The 14,732-nt window shown below is 50.5% G+C and carries 23 protein-coding genes and 3 tRNA genes; 7 read left to right on the top strand and 19 right to left on the bottom strand.

Annotation, left to right across the window (positions count from 1 at the left end):
* Nucleotides 1–4: 4 nt before the first annotated feature.
* The 14 genes from AC07P6_RS11380 to AC07P6_RS11315 form a co-directional block, all read right to left on the bottom strand.
* Nucleotides 5–601 carry a DUF1367 family protein gene (locus AC07P6_RS11380; RefSeq protein ID WP_478316324.1) on the bottom strand — a complete coding sequence of 199 codons (597 nt, stop codon included), beginning with the start codon at nt 599–601 and terminating at the stop codon, nt 5–7.
* Nucleotides 602–669: 68 nt separating this feature from the next.
* Nucleotides 670–861 carry a hypothetical protein gene (locus AC07P6_RS11375; protein ID WP_032409886.1) on the bottom strand — a complete coding sequence of 64 codons (192 nt, stop codon included), beginning with the start codon at nt 859–861 and terminating at the stop codon, nt 670–672.
* 182 nt (nt 862–1,043) lie between these two features.
* Nucleotides 1,044–1,382, bottom strand: a complete 339-nt coding sequence (locus AC07P6_RS11370) for a hypothetical protein (protein ID WP_102811710.1) — start codon at nt 1,380–1,382, stop codon at nt 1,044–1,046.
* 12 nt (nt 1,383–1,394) lie between these two features.
* Nucleotides 1,395–2,012, bottom strand: coding sequence for an HNH endonuclease (locus AC07P6_RS11365; RefSeq protein ID WP_474523326.1), 618 nt, complete (start codon nt 2,010–2,012; stop codon nt 1,395–1,397).
* Nucleotides 2,009–2,239 (bottom strand): hypothetical protein, encoded by a 231-nt coding sequence (locus AC07P6_RS11360; protein ID WP_004141582.1) that lies wholly within the window; start codon nt 2,237–2,239, stop codon nt 2,009–2,011. The genes AC07P6_RS11365 and AC07P6_RS11360 overlap by 4 nt, the downstream gene beginning before the upstream one ends.
* 2 nt (nt 2,240–2,241) lie before the next feature.
* Complete coding sequence (locus tag AC07P6_RS11355; protein WP_478316321.1) at nt 2,242–2,832, bottom strand: MT-A70 family methyltransferase; 591 nt, start codon at nt 2,830–2,832, stop codon at nt 2,242–2,244.
* Nucleotides 2,829–2,999, bottom strand: coding sequence for a hypothetical protein (locus AC07P6_RS11350; RefSeq protein ID WP_177932245.1), 171 nt, complete (start codon nt 2,997–2,999; stop codon nt 2,829–2,831). The genes AC07P6_RS11355 and AC07P6_RS11350 overlap by 4 nt, the downstream gene beginning before the upstream one ends.
* A complete protein-coding gene (locus AC07P6_RS11345) occupies nt 2,996–3,229 on the bottom strand; it encodes a hypothetical protein (protein ID WP_047723467.1) in 234 nt (77 codons plus the stop codon). The genes AC07P6_RS11350 and AC07P6_RS11345 overlap by 4 nt, the downstream gene beginning before the upstream one ends.
* A gap of 3 nt (nt 3,230–3,232) precedes the next feature.
* Nucleotides 3,233–3,901, bottom strand: a complete 669-nt coding sequence (locus AC07P6_RS11340) for a hypothetical protein (RefSeq protein ID WP_474523328.1) — start codon at nt 3,899–3,901, stop codon at nt 3,233–3,235.
* Nucleotides 3,902–3,939: 38 nt separating this feature from the next.
* Entirely contained in the window at nt 3,940–5,328 is a 1,389-nt protein-coding gene (locus AC07P6_RS11335; protein ID WP_110534525.1) for a replicative DNA helicase, read from the bottom strand.
* Nucleotides 5,325–6,308, bottom strand: coding sequence for a helix-turn-helix domain-containing protein (locus AC07P6_RS11330; RefSeq protein WP_164880257.1), 984 nt, complete (start codon nt 6,306–6,308; stop codon nt 5,325–5,327). The genes AC07P6_RS11335 and AC07P6_RS11330 overlap by 4 nt, the downstream gene beginning before the upstream one ends.
* A 2-nt stretch (nt 6,309–6,310) precedes the next feature.
* Nucleotides 6,311–6,532, bottom strand: coding sequence for a hypothetical protein (locus AC07P6_RS11325; RefSeq protein WP_032752645.1), 222 nt, complete (start codon nt 6,530–6,532; stop codon nt 6,311–6,313).
* Nucleotides 6,533–6,552: 20 nt separating this feature from the next.
* Nucleotides 6,553–6,999, bottom strand: coding sequence for a toxin YdaT family protein (locus tag AC07P6_RS11320; protein WP_015365920.1), 447 nt, complete (start codon nt 6,997–6,999; stop codon nt 6,553–6,555).
* A 62-nt stretch (nt 7,000–7,061) separates the two neighbouring features.
* The gene (locus tag AC07P6_RS11315; RefSeq protein WP_041165548.1) at nt 7,062–7,256 is read right to left on the bottom strand and encodes a Cro/CI family transcriptional regulator; all 195 of its coding nucleotides are present in this window, start codon (nt 7,254–7,256) and stop codon (nt 7,062–7,064) included.
* Between the two features lie 86 nt (nt 7,257–7,342).
* On the opposite strand from AC07P6_RS11315, the gene AC07P6_RS11310 reads away from it, so the two are divergent.
* Nucleotides 7,343–7,723, top strand: coding sequence for a helix-turn-helix domain-containing protein (locus AC07P6_RS11310; protein WP_409226733.1), 381 nt, complete (start codon nt 7,343–7,345; stop codon nt 7,721–7,723).
* Nucleotides 7,724–8,079: 356 nt separating this feature from the next.
* On the opposite strand, the gene AC07P6_RS11305 is transcribed toward AC07P6_RS11310, so the two are convergent.
* Nucleotides 8,080–8,277, bottom strand: a complete 198-nt coding sequence (locus tag AC07P6_RS11305; RefSeq protein ID WP_478316317.1) for a hypothetical protein — start codon at nt 8,275–8,277, stop codon at nt 8,080–8,082.
* Between the two features lie 503 nt (nt 8,278–8,780).
* Here AC07P6_RS11305 and AC07P6_RS11300 point away from each other — a divergent pair.
* From AC07P6_RS11300 to AC07P6_RS11275, 6 genes are all read left to right on the top strand, one after another.
* Nucleotides 8,781–9,104 carry a hypothetical protein gene (locus AC07P6_RS11300; RefSeq protein ID WP_478316315.1) on the top strand — a complete coding sequence of 108 codons (324 nt, stop codon included), beginning with the start codon at nt 8,781–8,783 and terminating at the stop codon, nt 9,102–9,104.
* Nucleotides 9,105–9,148: 44 nt separating this feature from the next.
* A complete protein-coding gene (locus AC07P6_RS11295) occupies nt 9,149–11,356 on the top strand; it encodes a hypothetical protein (protein ID WP_478316313.1) in 2,208 nt (735 codons plus the stop codon).
* The gene (locus AC07P6_RS11290) at nt 11,356–11,931 is read left to right on the top strand and encodes a siphovirus Gp157 family protein (RefSeq protein WP_154950714.1); all 576 of its coding nucleotides are present in this window, start codon (nt 11,356–11,358) and stop codon (nt 11,929–11,931) included. The genes AC07P6_RS11295 and AC07P6_RS11290 overlap by 1 nt, the downstream gene beginning before the upstream one ends.
* 1 nt (nt 11,932) lies before the next feature.
* Nucleotides 11,933–12,118, top strand: coding sequence for a hypothetical protein (locus tag AC07P6_RS11285; protein ID WP_069135238.1), 186 nt, complete (start codon nt 11,933–11,935; stop codon nt 12,116–12,118).
* Nucleotides 12,119–12,327: 209 nt separating this feature from the next.
* A complete protein-coding gene (locus AC07P6_RS11280) occupies nt 12,328–12,573 on the top strand; it encodes a DUF4224 domain-containing protein (protein ID WP_103468774.1) in 246 nt (81 codons plus the stop codon).
* Complete coding sequence (locus AC07P6_RS11275) at nt 12,557–13,573, top strand: tyrosine-type recombinase/integrase (RefSeq protein ID WP_151391738.1); 1,017 nt, start codon at nt 12,557–12,559, stop codon at nt 13,571–13,573. The genes AC07P6_RS11280 and AC07P6_RS11275 overlap by 17 nt, the downstream gene beginning before the upstream one ends.
* 131 nt (nt 13,574–13,704) lie before the next feature.
* Here AC07P6_RS11275 and AC07P6_RS11270 read toward each other — a convergent pair.
* From AC07P6_RS11270 to pgsA, 4 genes are all read right to left on the bottom strand, one after another.
* A tRNA-Leu gene (locus AC07P6_RS11270) sits at nt 13,705–13,791 on the bottom strand.
* Nucleotides 13,792–13,804: 13 nt separating this feature from the next.
* Nucleotides 13,805–13,878: transfer RNA gene (locus AC07P6_RS11265), tRNA-Cys, on the bottom strand.
* A gap of 39 nt (nt 13,879–13,917) precedes the next feature.
* Nucleotides 13,918–13,993: transfer RNA gene (locus AC07P6_RS11260), tRNA-Gly, on the bottom strand.
* A gap of 151 nt (nt 13,994–14,144) precedes the next feature.
* Nucleotides 14,145–14,693 carry a CDP-diacylglycerol--glycerol-3-phosphate 3-phosphatidyltransferase gene (gene pgsA, locus AC07P6_RS11255; protein ID WP_112213254.1) on the bottom strand — a complete coding sequence of 183 codons (549 nt, stop codon included), beginning with the start codon at nt 14,691–14,693 and terminating at the stop codon, nt 14,145–14,147.
* Nucleotides 14,694–14,732: the final 39 nt, after the last annotated feature.

Raw genomic sequence — 14,732 nt, 5'->3', positions numbered from 1 at the left:
TTTCTCAGGCGGCATAGCTGAATAATTGCGAGGCTGCGTTTTCTGCTGCCTGCTGATTGGGGAATGTGCGGAATAAAATAAAATTCCAGAGGACGTCTAATACGGATTTATACAGCTGAGAAAATTCTACATCGTCCATTTTTGCGAACGATATAGATTTGGGTTCTTTGCGGTTAGTGCCATCAGGCATCTGGTATTCGGTATAAAAACCGGCTTCGATAGTTACCCAGGAACGGAATGCTTCAAACGATTTAACCGCGCTGATATTCCCTGCGCGTTTTTCTGCCTCATCCCGGAGGTACTGATCCGCCAGTTCCTGCAACGTGTCTGCATGCCCGGCATAGTGGGCCACCAGTTGCACATAACCACGAACCAGTTTTTTATCAGCTGGCGATATTGCACCGCCGGAAGGTTGCCAGTAATCAAATCCCAGATTCAGGAGGGCAAAAAATTTGCGGTGGAACGCCGGGTTTCTTGCCTGCTTAAAATCTGCATACAAAATACCGCCCATGCGAACTTTTTTTTCCAAGAATTCGCGGGCGTCAGGCGCTGCCGGAATTAATACACCGCCGGGTGCTTTTACAAAAGAATACTGCGCCATTGGTTTCCCCTTTAGCGCAGCAATTGTTCAGAATTACATGGTGTTGGGTGTTCAGGCCAACGGGGTAATTATAGCATATTGCCGTCTGGTTTGATAATGGTATAACCCGTCAATTTAGCTAATTCAAACAACGCGTTAAGTGTCGCTACGTGCTCATCGGAATGGACGATTCTCGTCTTCTTAATCTTCCCATTTTCACACGTTATCAGCACATCACCATCGTCGGGGAGAAGGTCTCCTGCGTCTTTCTTATCAACCACTACCTCTCCCTCAACAACAATACTGTATAAAATTACAGTATATATACTACCAACTGACAGTGAGCGCAAATTTTTAAGAGCACGAATCGTTAAAAATCAACAATAAATCTGAAAATATCCAATTGAATTCAAAAGAAAACCGCCATTTCTGACGGTTCTGTTTTATCTGGTATGGTTGTTCGCTATGCTGACAGTTTGGTTTCGTGCCACCCTCGCGTTACCCAGCATTGCGAATCACCAGCACACGGGCAGGAGGTGATCGGCAGCGTCTCACCGCATTTTCTACACAGACGTTTGCTGATCGATTTGATGTGGCCACTAAGCCGCGCATCATCCTGACGGATCAGCATAGCGATGTACTCGACCAGTTCGTACGGTTCACGCCCCGGACGCCGGGCGGCGCAATTACGCGCCAGCATGTCCAGTTCCTGCGCGTCGAGAACCAGCTCAATTTTCCGGTTCCCGGCGGCAGACTGCCGCGCCCTCTGCGCGGCTTTACGTTCTGCGGATGATTTAGCCATTAACCACCCCAATTAACTGGACAAGCGTTTAATCGCATGGCGGAGCATAACTTGTGCATACAGCGCCGGAGCAAGCACCTGCGGCATTTTAGAGTAACCCGCGCCAGAAAACAGGCGGTGAATTTCTTTAGGGGCAGCGCGCAGATTATCGATATTGTTATTATTAAGATCATTATCCAGATGTATAACCGAATAACCGGTCGGTAATTTTCCATGTACGCATTCATATACGTATACATCGAGTCTAATTTTCTCTTTATTAACAGTGATGTACTGGGGAAGAATGCGTTTCCGGCCTTTAGGTTCGCGAGTCCATCCACGAGCTATCTTTACATCCTTGATATTGTCAGGTTTTTTATCGGTACCGAATCGCCTGTTGAACCGTTCTGTTAGTTCAGCATTCGTTAGATTCCTGTTGGCATAAATGAAAGTTAGCTGCTCATCGGTATAGCGCGGCTCAATTAAAAACTGCTTTCCTAACCCATGAGATTTGCACCAGATACGGATAGCGCCCACGCTCTTATTTGTACCAAATTGAGCGTTAAACATTTCAGTTAATTCCCGCGCAGTGGAGCTTTTGATATGCTGCCTGATAAACAACTCTTGGGCTGGAGTGTATTTCTCTATCATTTTTCGATCCCCATAATCTTAGGCACATTGCCTGCGGTACCGTCATAAATAGCCTTCTGAGCGTCGAGGGCGACGCGATAAGTACCGACCATTACCCCGACGATCTCAACTACCGCCTTTGCCCTCGATAACTCTTCCTGAAGTAGGTCGCCTTTGATATTGGGATCGGTGACGGTCTCCAGCATGGCGAACTGGTGATTCATTAAATCCTGAATAGTGTTTTTCATGGTTAAGCAACCTCCCCGATATATTCAGCAATGCCCGGCAGCAGCGCCACCGCAGGCGAATCACACTGATTTCCCCATACGTCGAAACCATGCGACGACTGGCGGGCGAATAACTCAATACGCGGTACATCGCCCAGCAGCTGCACCAGCTTTTCGCGCACGATATCCGGTTTGCGCGAATGCTCCAGACGCGGGGCCGTGAATGACTGAACGATCCCGGCATCCAGTCGGGCGGGTAATTTCCCCTGCACTGCGAAAAGGCAATCCTCACTGTTTGCCCGGGTCATATGGCCCATTCCAATGGCCAGTTTGTCGGTCTGCCGGCTGTAGCATTTGTTCCACGTAAAGCCTTTCATGGTCATCAGACGGAAGCCCCACGCCTCGACGACTCGCAACGCCTCCAGCGGCTGAGTCGGTACCCACCACATAGCCAGCAGGCAGCTTTCAGCGGCCAGTTCCCAGACCGGGAGACGGCAGATATCGAGCACAGTCATGGTCTGGTATTTGTGCCCGGCGCCGCGTTCCCCGTCTTTGGCTTTGTCGCGGTAAGTCCATGGAGGATCCGCATAAATCAGGGTGTATTTGTTATTCACGCAAGCACCCCACTACTGCGGAGACATTCCAGCGCCCACTGCGCCACCTCACATCCAGCCCATATCAGAGCGATAATGACTATCCAGCCAACAACGTTTGCACTGAGTACGAACAGCATCAGCGTCCTGCGGCTGCAATGCATAAAATCAGGTGTTGAAAATTTCATGTCCGCTTCTCCCGCCAAAAATTTAATCGTTCTTTGAAAAACTCCCGGTAGCTTTCCGGCGTCGCTGCAATCTGCTCTACGATGGCCTGTCGAGTTACTTTTTTCTCGAACAGCTGGCGTATGAGTGCCGCGGCCCGCATGTCGTAGTGCTCTTTGATCTGGCACTCCTGCGGCCATTTGGCGCGATTAAGCGGTAAGCCGGGCGGCAAGTAATCTGATTGCCCGGCCATGCCTTATGCCCTCTTGTTCTTCGCTGACTCGATGTAATAACGGGGATCGACGCTGTTAAGCGTGAAGTGAACCAGCGGCATATCGTCGTGACGCGTGATACCCACATAATTCGACGTGAACATGCCAAATACGCGATCGTGAAGTTCTTTAATCGTCACCTGACAATCTGGATAGTGCTTCTGGATTAATGCCAGAATGCCCTGGTAAGAAAGCGTTTTGCCTTTCATCACGGATACCAGCTGCTGCGCGGTGACGCTCCCGGCGTCCTGTTGTGCGTCGCTGGCCTGCAATGGGCGGATACTCTCCAGCACCAGACGGTGACGGCCAATACTGCCGACGCGCTGGCCCGTTTTTTTATCGAAATGCTCATTGGAGCCAGCAGACCAGACGGTCGCACCTTCGCTAAGGCGAACGCTTTTTTCACCTCTGGAATAAATCACGGTGCCGATGTGGGTTTTACGCCTGCGGCCGGAAACCGTAGGGGCGATAAATTCACGCTTAATCGGTTTTTGCGGGGTGATACCGGGCACAGGGGCCGGACGTGGCGCCGCAACGAACACGGAACGGCTACGGGCGCGCGCGCCGGCGTTCATGCGCCAGAGAATAACGGGGAGCCAGTTGCAGCCATCATCCGGTTTTACGGGTTTTGGGTAATTTAAATTCGTGGTCATTGGTCTTTCCTCAGTTAAATCGCGCTGGTCAGGCGCGGTTAAAATGCATCGGTATTGAATTTCTCTGAGTATTTACGGGGTTGTTTCCGGGGTTTCGCGGCCTCCAGTTGGATACGTGTTTTCTCTTTGCCAACATGCTGATCCATTGACAGAAAGTGTCCGTTTTTAAATTCCTGATAAATAATTGCGCCTGCGGCGCTGAAGCGGCTTTTACCCAGGATAATTTCAGCGACGCCAGCCGCCGGGCTTTCCGGGTTGTAAACCTCATCGCGGTACAGAAACATGATGCTGTCGGCGTCCTGCTCAATGGAACCGGAATCGCGCAGGTCTGACATGACCGGGCGGCGCTGGGCCGCCGGGCGGGAATCCACGGCGCGGGAAAGCTGGCTAAGCGCGAACGTCGGCGTATGCAGGCGCATAGCCATAGTTTTTAAGTTTCGGGATATGTGGGCGATCGCGAGGTCGTTACGCTCTGCCTTCGGTTTTTTAATCAGGCCAAGGTAATCGACAACGATCATCGCCAGATGCGGATACCGGCGCTTATGCGTTTCGGCAACGGCGCGGATTTGCTCAATCGTCAGATCGGTAGCATCAACGATCCAGATATCGCGCCCGTTCATGGTCTCCATGGCCGCTGTAAAGCGCGCCCAGTCCTCGTCCTGCATGTCGAGGGGATTACGCAGGCGTGACACTGACATGTTGCCAGAACCCGCCAGAGAGCGTTCTACGATTTGCGCAGCGGCCATTTCCATGCTGAATATCAACGCGCCACCGCCAGCAGCGGTAACACCATCGACAATCTTCAGCGCAAATTCTGTTTTTCCCATGCCCGGACGCCCGGCGACGACAATCAAATCCTGCAGGTTGATTCCGCCGGTCGCATCGTCCAGTTCCTCGATCCCGGTTTTCAGGTTGCGAGTACCCTCTTCGCCGTCCATGCGCTTCTGCATGGTTTCCATGTACACCGGCAATAATTCGCTCATGTGTACCGGCTGCACGTCGCCAGTGTCGCCGGTCATGTCCAGCAGCTGCGCCACGGCAGTTTCGACAATCTGATCGCGCTGCTCCTGATTATTCGCCTGGCGGATACCATCAGCACCATGTTGCAGTAATTCAGCCATACGGCGACTGCGCCACGCCTTAACCATTTTCCCGGCGTAACCTTTCAGGTTTGGTACCGTGGCGGGCATACGCGAAATCTCTGATAAATCAGCCAGGCTACTCCCTCCCAGAGCCTCACTGACAAACAGCATATCGATCAGACCGTTCGTCAACGCCTGTTTTTTGATTTCCGAGAAGGCGCGACGATGAAAAACAATGCTGAATGATTCTTCAGGCGTCGATGCGATCACGTCGAAAGCGTCCGGACTTGCTCCACCGTTCAGCAGTCCAGCCAGTACACAAGATTCCAGTTCCTGCGGAGTCATAGCGATCCCTCACGAGTTTTACGCAATGTTTCAGGCTTCATCAGGTAGTCAAAGCTGGCGCGCCATCCGCCATTTTCACCAAAGTAAAAATCGGAGGCGTCAGCGCGGAATTTTTCGAAATAACCCAGAAATGCGCCCGTGGTTTTGTTTTTCATATGGGCGGCCAGACTGGTGATCATCCGGCGGCGGTCTGTGTCCAGTTCAGCAGCGGGCAGAACATCAGCAAAAATTTCGTTGTAGCCGTTCATAACGGCTTCCGGATCAATATCGGTTTCGGTCACCGCCCATGCTTCAGCGTCAGCGAGATAACCATCAAAGCGGTTTACCCGGCAGATGTTCGCTGGCTTCGGCAGGCTATCGCCACGGCGGCGCCATGTGGCCAGCACCCAGCGGATAACTAACTGCAATTCGTCTAGGGTGTAACCTTCCCGGGTGGTGGTCGGCGTCAGCATCATCACAAACGGTTTCAGGTCACGGCAGCGGGTACCGGTTTGCTCGTTGTAAAATTTCAGCGCTTTTTTAGCATCAGAATTAATTTTTTCTTCGCCTTCCCCCGTCTGGGGGTTAGGGGGATCTATAGGTTCTATGACTGGTTCAAAAGAGTGACTGGTTCTGGTGCCGCCACACGGCATAGGGGCTATGCTTTTTGGCGGCATACCTGTGCTTTCTGACGGCATAGGGGCTATGCTTTTTGGCGGCATAGGGTTATCAAGTTTCATACAGTACAAATTCGACGCGTTACCCTTCCCGTTTTTTACGCCCGGACGATTTTCTTTCACCAGCAGGCCCATAGAAATTAACGCATCGATATGGTCACGCACCGCGCTTTTACTGCACTCGCAGTGATCCGCAATATGTTTGTAAGACGGCCAGCATTCGCCGTAATCATTGGCGTTATCAGCCAGTTTGATCAGCACCAGTTTTCGAATCGGGTTTCCAGTCTTGATTGCCATTGCTTTGGCCATAAGCGTCATACTCATAGTCAAATCCCCAGCGAGTCAGCCAGCTGGCGGCAGGCGATTTCGTATTCTTTCTGGGTGAGTCCCGCTTCCTGCAGGTCTGCCTTGCGCAGCTCATAGCGTTCCCAGATTGTCAGCGCAGCAGCGCGACGTTCCTCAAAAATCGATTCGATATCTTCTATCGGGACTTGTACCCCGTTCCGGCGAAACCCGTTCCGCCAGGTGATGCGGTCTTGTGTTCTCATTGGTCTTTCCTCGGTACAGGTTAAACGCTGGTCAGGCGCTGTGTTTCTCGCATAGCTTGCAATGCTCTGGCGACTTGCTGCGGCCCGTCTCTGGCGTCGAGTAACAACGCGATAATCGCCGCGGCAAACTCACGAATGGCCACACAAATTAAATACTGGGTGGACATACCCAAGCGCGCGTAACGTTCTGCTGGCAGCGCCGCTTCCATCGCTTTGACCAGCGCCAGAGTTTTGGCTCTCGCGGCTTTGGTCTCGCCTCGCAACCAACGAAAAATTTGTTGGCGGTTGTTGTTGATTGCCCGCCAGTCGGCGTTTCCATCTGCATCTTCGATCTGGTGCAGCTTCAGCGAACCGGTATTACCACCAAGACGAAACCACATGCGGCTTATCTCGATAGCAACCAGCTCCTGCCCGCTTTCCGCTGCCCAGTTAAAGATCTCTCGTTTAAGTTCTTCGAGGTATTCCACTTCGAGCGTCTCCTGTCGCTGAAAATTGATTAAGCGTAATCAGATTTCGATGCCGCCAATTGTTAAGCTGATTTGGCTGGCAGTTGGTAAGCCTTTGGGTCATAAACAAGTTCGCCATCAGTCATCAGAGACAAACGAGCCGCTTTACCTTCAGGAACCAAACGCCCCCACGCATAGACAGTAGGAGCCTTAACGCCAGCGGCCTCAGCCAGTTTTCTCTTACTACCAAAATATTTGATCGCATCAGTTGTTAACATGAAACACCCTCCTGTTAGATTTTCCTAACAAATTAGGTGTTCGAGATAACGAAGTCAAGGAAATTTAGAATTATCTAACTATGACAATGCCAGGTGAGCGCATCAGAGCGCGTAGAAAAGATCTCAAACTTACTCAGCGCGCTTTAGCGAAGCTGGTTAACGTCGCGCACGTCACTATCTCCCAGTGGGAGACCGGTGATAGTGAGCCTGGCGGGAAAAACCTATTCGCTTTAAGTAACGCACTTCAATGCAGCCCTACCTGGATACTTTACGGCGATGAATCCGCCACTCCGGGAACCCCGGTAGACACCCCGCCGCCGTTAGATGAACGAGAAACAGAGCTTTTAAAACTCTTTTCGTCACTCCCTGAATCTGAAAAAGAGCGGCATTTAACGGAACTTCGCGAAAAAGTAGACGGTTTCAATCGTTTATTTGAAGAGTTACTGCAAGCCCGCAAACAAAAATAATCCCTTTCTAATCAGATAGATGTATTTTTTTACGCCCATACTGTTCGTTTTTTCTAATTTAATCATTGACCAATTTGTTAGATTTACCTAAATTACATCACATCAACGACGCACTAACCACGCGGCAGTTGTTCAGAAACGTTCCGCCGCCCCGGCGTTAAGGGTGAGGTGAAAATATGAGTAAGGGCTTAGATTTTATTGAGAGTGGGACCGCAGATAAGGTTGCAGAAGCTATCGCTTTAGCGGCTGAGGCTCTTTGTCCTCCAGGCCAGCTTTACCCAAGTATCGTGTTGAAAAAAGCGCGACAAGTAATTAAGTCGCGCCCATTGGGTTACTACGTTGTGCCAGGAAATGACTCAGCCAGCGATGATCCCTTGAGCGATCTCTGAAATTTTAGGATCTCCATACTTTTTGGCCTGAGCTGACATTTCTTTCATTAGCTCAATCTTTTCTTCGTCACTGAGACGACGACAAAGAGCATTAATGATTAGCTGGCTCGCTTGTTGGCAGCGTTCAAGTTTTGCAATGCGTTCCAGGATAGATGAATCAGTCACATTAAATCCTCTGTGTTGTAGGGACTTAGAGGATACCACTGAGCCTGAAGTGGATAAAAGACAGGCAAACAATTCTTCGGGTCGCCGACAGTACGATGACATGCGGGAAAGACCGCAACGAATACGAATTGCTGTGTGTAGTCTTGGCCCGGGCGCCCCGGGCATTTTTTTAACACAGTAACGATTTATGCGACCCTTCAGTGAAAACTGAAGCCCTCGAAAAGAGGGACCCCGTGAGGAAAGACCAGTGAGCCTGACCAGCTCTGGCGCCGGGAAAGACCGGGAGGAAAGACCAATGACCAACGGGCATGACCAGCCCTGACAGCCGGGAAAGACCGGCAACCTTTAGATGGCAAAAGGCCCGCACAAGGCGGGCCAGTTACCCCGAACGGTGACCAAACCATTCGGACTTATCACAAGCGACCAAGCTTGTGATGAGGAAAGACCAATGCCGACAGAGTCAACACTGATCGGCTCTGAGTATACATCAACAAGGAGTCGCTATGGAAGCGCTTACCATCCCCGTAACTGTTTACGTTATGGCCACAACGAACCCATATCTACCAACGTCTTATCACTCATTCACCTGTGACATGTCACAGCAATACCCTGATCTGTATGTCCTCGTTACTACCAAAACGGTAGAGGTTGCCATTCCGGCTTTAGAGCCAATCGACATTATTGGTATGCAGGTTAATGCCCTTCGCGCGAAGAAAGAGAAAATCTCTGCCGAAGCAAAGAAGGTGCTGGGTGTTATTGAAGACCAGATTCAGCAGCTGCTGTGCATCGATCACTCTCCGATTGAAGAAAGCGACGTACCGTTTTAATTAACCGGCGCGTGACCTGCGCCAGAAACCAAGAGGAAAGACCAATGACCATCTACAACGGCTTATTTGAGCCAAAGAAATCGGCGATTAAAGACTGCGGCGCCGTGCAGCTGGCGATCGCCATCGATGCGCCAAACAAAAAAGTGGCCGAAAGCATTATGACCGGCAAACTCTGGGAGTCATACCCGGCCAATGGTGACAACTATTTCAAACCGAAACTGTGGGAACATATTGAAGGCCAGCCGCTGCCTACCGTTGGCCAGTTCGATGAGTCATTCGCCCTGCAGCATACTTTTGACGGTGAAAAATGGATTTCTACTGTGCAGGATAGAGCTTCCGGAAGTAGTGCTGGTTTACCTGCCGACGATGAAGTGATCGACCTGATGACCGTTTCCGCAGAGGAACGCTTTGCTGCCGTCCTGCTTTTTAGCACCGCTGCGATTGATGGCCACCTTTATTCTCAGGTTGTGGATTATCTGGATAACCTGAAAAACCACGATGGGGAATTTGAAGAGGAAGATCGCTTTAACTTTAACGTGCTATGCGCCCTGCAAAATAACTTCCCGGTTCAAAGCATGCACGTGGAAGGACTGAATAATCTTGTTCAGGGTATTTTCTCCCATTTTGAAAACCAGACGCCAGGCAAAGCGGCTATCTCTCAGTTCGTTAAACGCTGGCTTGAGAATCCGGGCAAGCGCGACGAACTGGCCCCCGGCGTATATAAAAATACCGCTCTCAGCACCAGCACCGATGATAAAACACCCGTGGTAATTTCTAAGCGCGGGTATAAACACACTTATGCAACGCTGGATCAGGAGATCGCTACCGCCCTTCTCCCGCTGGCGCCTGATGCGCCGGTACTATCCGGAAACCTTCTGGACGCTAAGAAGATGATTTCCGATGACCGGGAAGACTTTAAACGCTGGTCTGCATCGCTGCACACCACTCCGCAGATACTCAAATACGACCGCGCCAGCATCTTCGGTGTGGTGCAGAACGTACCGGCGAAAGATACCTACCATTTCCCTGACAGCCTGCGGCGCCACATCGATTCATGGCTGGAGGCAAATGGCCGCTTTGAAAAAACCGAGGCGGGATCCGTTAAAGAACCAGAGGCAACGCAAAATACCGCCTCAAACGTGGGCGAAAAAGAGGAAGTGCCGCCGTCGGTTGTAACCGATACCCAGGCCAAACAGGCGCGTGAGACGCTCAACGATATGGGCTATGGGGTATATGCATCTGGCGAGGGGGCTGAGCCGGAAGAGAAGTTAAGCGTTAAGGCTGAAAAAGTGGCAGGCGAAGCCGCTCGTTTGGCTCGTGATATCAACCTCAAAGATCGCATGCCAGATGCCGGAGATTTGATTCCAGCAACTCAACCAAATGAAAATATAGCCTCAAAACAAATTGAATCATATCTATCTGAATTGAGTGACGACCAGGCCAAAGCAAACCTTAGTGTCTGGAATCGAGTCCAGCGAACAGATCCGGCCTTCGTCGAAAAGAACAGTTTCGGCGCAGGGCTTCACTCAATCCGGGCGCAGTACATGCTGATGCGCGCAACGGAAGTTTTCGGAATGGAAGGAACCGGTTGGGGCGTTGATATCAAAGGAGAGCGCATAGATCGAGGTGTGCCGCTTATGGAGCCAATACAGGACCAATCAGGAAAAATAATTGGCCAGAAGCCGGTAAGGGACGGGGATGGCTCATTATTCTGTTTATCCGTACATACAATTCGGATTGAACTCTGGTACCTCCGGGACGGAAAGAAGGGGCGCATTCCGGCTTATGGACATACGGATTACATTACCAAGGGGGGGGATGGTGCATTAAAAATGGAGAAAGAAGCCGCCAAAAAATCACTGACTGACGCTACAACCAAAGCACTATCCCACCTCGGATTTGGTGCAGACGTTTACATGAACATGCATAACGACAATGAATACACCTCAAAATTGAATGAGATATTCGAAATCAAAAAAGCCAGCGAAAGCATTGAAGATATAGTGCGGCTTCGTCAGGAATTAGACGACGACCTTACCTCCGTTGCTGAAACCCTATCTACTGGAGTGTCTGTTAACGAAGTTGAAAAGGTGTTTGGCACTATTGCCCGAAAACTCGAAGTGCACCGCAAGGATGCAGAATCAAAAGGTGACACTCAGCGTTCTAGATACCTCAGTGGCCGGTTACGCCGCCTGACTGATATCAAAAATGGACGTATCGCCGAACTGAATAAATCCGAGGAGAAAGCATAATGACTTCCACCACTGCTATTGCCATCGCTGCCGACTACCAGAGCTTGCTGCAACTGCTGGAAAGCTCTGATGAACTGACTCCGGAAATGATCGCTGATACCCTTGAAGGCATGGAAGGAGAACTGGCCGATAAACTGGATTCCATCATGGTTATCGCACGTAATAACCTCGGCAATGCCAGCACCTGCGATGATGAAATAAAACGCCTGGCCGAACGTAAGAAGTCCTTTGAGAATAAGGATAAGGCTCTGCGTAAGTATATTCTCTCCTGCCTGATGGCGGCCGGGCTAGATAAGCTGAAAACAGCCAAAAACACGTTTACTGCCCGTAAAGGTAGCGTCAGTGTCATCATTGATGATGTTGAAAAAATCCCTGACGAAATTGATGGTATTCAATTGGTCGATGTGAAAACAGTTATTATCCCAGATAAGAAGGCAATCAAGGAGATCATCGAATCGGCACAGGCAGCAGCGGCCCAGATTACCGCTGACGGCGGAGAGATACCGGAAGAACTGTTAAAACCAGTACCGGGCGCTCGCCTTGAGATTGGCGAACGTTCATTACAGGTGCGCTGATATGCTCAAAATCACCCTGAAGCGAGGGGATGCCATTCACGTTATTTTTCCTGATGGCACCAAAGGTAAGATCGAAGCCTGCGCACGTTGCGAGTTTGATTTTCATTTTCCCTATAGCGTGAAAATCACCAGAGAAAATGGTGCGCTACGGAATAAACCAAATCAGATTAAGCATAATCAGAAATAAAAACCAACCATCGCTAGCATAGCTGCCCCCTTTGAAAACGGAGAACGCTATGCTGCGATGGCAACCGGGAGCTGTATTGCTCTCAGATTTCGATATCAAGATTGGCCGGTTATCCGCCAGCGTACGAAAGAAGACCCTGACCAGGACTGAAATCGAACGCGCATGCGAAGAAGCTGATAACGCGATAGTCGGCATGATGAGGAAAGACCATGCGACACGAAAACGACATCATCTCAAGGGAGGAGATGATTGAACTAACCGGAACCCCTCTTAAAACCAGGCAATGCGAAGCACTGCGCCGGGCTGGTATCTTCTTCATAGAAAGGGCTGATGGGCACCCCAAAACAACATGGGGCCACTTCACTAACCCGATAAAATACCGCAACCAGAACACCGAAGAGTTGCAGGAAGAAGAACCAGATTTCGGAGCGGTATTCAATGGCCGGAAAGCGTAAAAACCCTGCCGATAACTGGATGCCGCCCCGCGTCTACCGTGGTAAAGCGGCATATGAATTCAGGAATAAGGATAACAAAGCCATACGGCTTTGCGCGCTAACCGAGCCGCAATCAGCCGTTTGGCTGGCATATGAAAAAGCTGTGGGTGAAGAAAAAGAGAGGAGAACCTTTCAGACTCTCGCCGATCAGTTTATGTGCTCCCCTGATTTTATGGATTTGGCAGCTGAAACCAGAAAAGACTATGTAAAGTATTCAGGCAAAGTTCTACCCGTTTTTGGGAAAATTAACCCTGATAAAATTAAACCAGAACATATCCGCCGTTACATGGATCAGCGCGGCCTGTCCAGCCGAACGCAGGCCAACCGGGAAAAGAGTTTTCTTTCGCGGGTATTCCGCTGGGGTTATGAGCGGGGTTACGTCCAGCATAATCCCTGTCAGGGCGTTAAGAAGTTTAAAGAGACAGCCCGAGAGCGTTACATCACCGACGAAGAATATAAAGCGGTTTACGACGTTGCTCCGGACGTGGTTCGCGCCACCATGGAAATCGCTTATTTGTGTCTGGCCAGACAAAGCGATGTGCTGGCTTTGACTGAAGACCAGATACGCGAAACCGGGATCTTTATCCGCCAGGGAAAAACAGGCGTAAAGCAAATCAAAGCATGGTCGCCACGCCTGCGCGCCGCTGTCGCCCTCGCCCGTTCCCTGCCGTTAAAGCCTGGTATCCGTAGCCTGTTTGTCATTCACCAGACCAGCGGCAGCAAATACACCCGCGACGGTTTTAATTCACGCTGGCGCGACGCGAAAATCGCAGCACAGGAAAAGAACCCACACCTGCAGATAGATTTCACTTTCCACGATCTGAAAGCGAAAGGTGTCTCTGATCTGGAAGGAAGCCTCGAGGAGAAACAGGCAATTTCAGGCCATAAGAATTCGAGACAAACGGCGATTTACGACAGGAAAACTAAAATTGTGCCGGTTGTTGGCGGTCAGAAAAAATGAATCGCTATGCGTTCGTTGAAAAATTATCTTCGGACGCATCTTTGGAAAGGAGAATTTCAGGCATAAAAAAACCACCCGTAGGTGGTTTTACACGACACTGCTTATCATTGATTTTATTAGCTTTATCCCAATGGTACCCGGAGCGGGACTTGAACCCGCACAGCGCGAACGCCGAGGGATTTTAAATCCCTTGTGTCTACCGATTCCACCACCCGGGCTCGGGATAGTAATTGGAGGCGCGTTCCGGAGTCGAACCGGACTAGACGGATTTGCAATCCGCTACATAACCGCTTTGCTAACGCGCCTTAATACTGCAACACCCGCAATTGCCGATGTTTTTATATTGGAGCGGGAAACGAGACTCGAACTCGCGACCCCGACCTTGGCAAGGTCGTGCTCTACCAACTGAGCTATTCCCGCATCACCAAGCTGAATTGCTAATCGCTTGATTTTGTTATCGTCTGGCAGACCGTGCTGCCGTTCGATGCGTTGCATTCTACTTACCTGGCGCAATGAGTCAACGTTATTTTTTAAAACCTTGTGTTGTTTGCTGAAAATTGCGCCGAAACGATCACTGATCAAGCAAATCGCCGCGTGCAGCGTTCAAATATTGCAGCATTGACCACAGCGTCAGCACCGCCGCTACGAGGAACAGGCCAATACCCGCCCATTCAACCCAGATATTTGGCCGCCACAGCATCCACACCAGTGCCGCCATCTGTGCCGTTGTTTTCACTTTACCGATCCACGAAACCGCCACGCTGCTGCGTTTACCCAGCTCAGCCATCCACTCACGCAAGGCGGAGATAATAATTTCACGGGCAATCATCGTTGCGGCCGGTAGCGTCACCCACCAGGTGTGATAATGCTCAGCGACCAGCACCATCGCGATCGCAACCATGACTTTATCCGCAACCGGATCCAGGAAGGCACCAAAGCGCGTGCTCTGATTCCAGCGACGCGCCAGATAGCCATCAAACCAGTCGGTTACGGCAGCGACAAAGAAAATCAGCGCGCAAGCAAAGGGAGCCCAAACAAACGGCAGGTAAAATGCCAGTACAAAGAAAGGGATAAGAATGACGCGAAACAGAGTAAGCAACGTAGGGATATTAAATCGCATAGTAACGGGTAACTATCTGTTGTAAGTAAAAATTAGCCC

Source organism: Klebsiella sp. GFKo11 (assembly GCF_056490265.1).
This window is presented reverse-complemented; position numbering and strand designations above follow the sequence as displayed.

Coding starts and splice junctions, on each gene's coding strand:
- AC07P6_RS11380 (WP_478316324.1), bottom strand. CDS start 601: ATGGCGCAGTATTCTTTTGTAAAAGCACCCGGCGGTGTATTAATTCCG.
- AC07P6_RS11370 (WP_102811710.1), bottom strand. CDS start 1,382: ATGGCTAAATCATCCGCAGAACGTAAAGCCGCGCAGAGGGCGCGGCAG.
- AC07P6_RS11365 (WP_474523326.1), bottom strand. CDS start 2,012: ATGATAGAGAAATACACTCCAGCCCAAGAGTTGTTTATCAGGCAGCAT.
- AC07P6_RS11360 (WP_004141582.1), bottom strand. CDS start 2,239: ATGAAAAACACTATTCAGGATTTAATGAATCACCAGTTCGCCATGCTG.
- AC07P6_RS11350 (WP_177932245.1), bottom strand. CDS start 2,999: ATGAAATTTTCAACACCTGATTTTATGCATTGCAGCCGCAGGACGCTG.
- AC07P6_RS11345 (WP_047723467.1), bottom strand. CDS start 3,229: ATGGCCGGGCAATCAGATTACTTGCCGCCCGGCTTACCGCTTAATCGC.
- AC07P6_RS11340 (WP_474523328.1), bottom strand. CDS start 3,901: ATGACCACGAATTTAAATTACCCAAAACCCGTAAAACCGGATGATGGC.
- AC07P6_RS11335 (WP_110534525.1), bottom strand. CDS start 5,328: ATGACTCCGCAGGAACTGGAATCTTGTGTACTGGCTGGACTGCTGAAC.
- AC07P6_RS11330 (WP_164880257.1), bottom strand. CDS start 6,308: ATGAGTATGACGCTTATGGCCAAAGCAATGGCAATCAAGACTGGAAAC.
- AC07P6_RS11325 (WP_032752645.1), bottom strand. CDS start 6,532: ATGAGAACACAAGACCGCATCACCTGGCGGAACGGGTTTCGCCGGAAC.
- AC07P6_RS11315 (WP_041165548.1), bottom strand. CDS start 7,256: ATGTTAACAACTGATGCGATCAAATATTTTGGTAGTAAGAGAAAACTG.
- AC07P6_RS11310 (WP_409226733.1), top strand. CDS start 7,343: ATGCCAGGTGAGCGCATCAGAGCGCGTAGAAAAGATCTCAAACTTACT.
- AC07P6_RS11300 (WP_478316315.1), top strand. CDS start 8,781: ATGGAAGCGCTTACCATCCCCGTAACTGTTTACGTTATGGCCACAACG.
- AC07P6_RS11295 (WP_478316313.1), top strand. CDS start 9,149: ATGACCATCTACAACGGCTTATTTGAGCCAAAGAAATCGGCGATTAAA.
- AC07P6_RS11290 (WP_154950714.1), top strand. CDS start 11,356: ATGACTTCCACCACTGCTATTGCCATCGCTGCCGACTACCAGAGCTTG.
- AC07P6_RS11285 (WP_069135238.1), top strand. CDS start 11,933: ATGCTCAAAATCACCCTGAAGCGAGGGGATGCCATTCACGTTATTTTT.
- AC07P6_RS11280 (WP_103468774.1), top strand. CDS start 12,328: ATGCGACACGAAAACGACATCATCTCAAGGGAGGAGATGATTGAACTA.
- AC07P6_RS11275 (WP_151391738.1), top strand. CDS start 12,557: ATGGCCGGAAAGCGTAAAAACCCTGCCGATAACTGGATGCCGCCCCGC.
- pgsA (WP_112213254.1), bottom strand. CDS start 14,693: ATGCGATTTAATATCCCTACGTTGCTTACTCTGTTTCGCGTCATTCTT.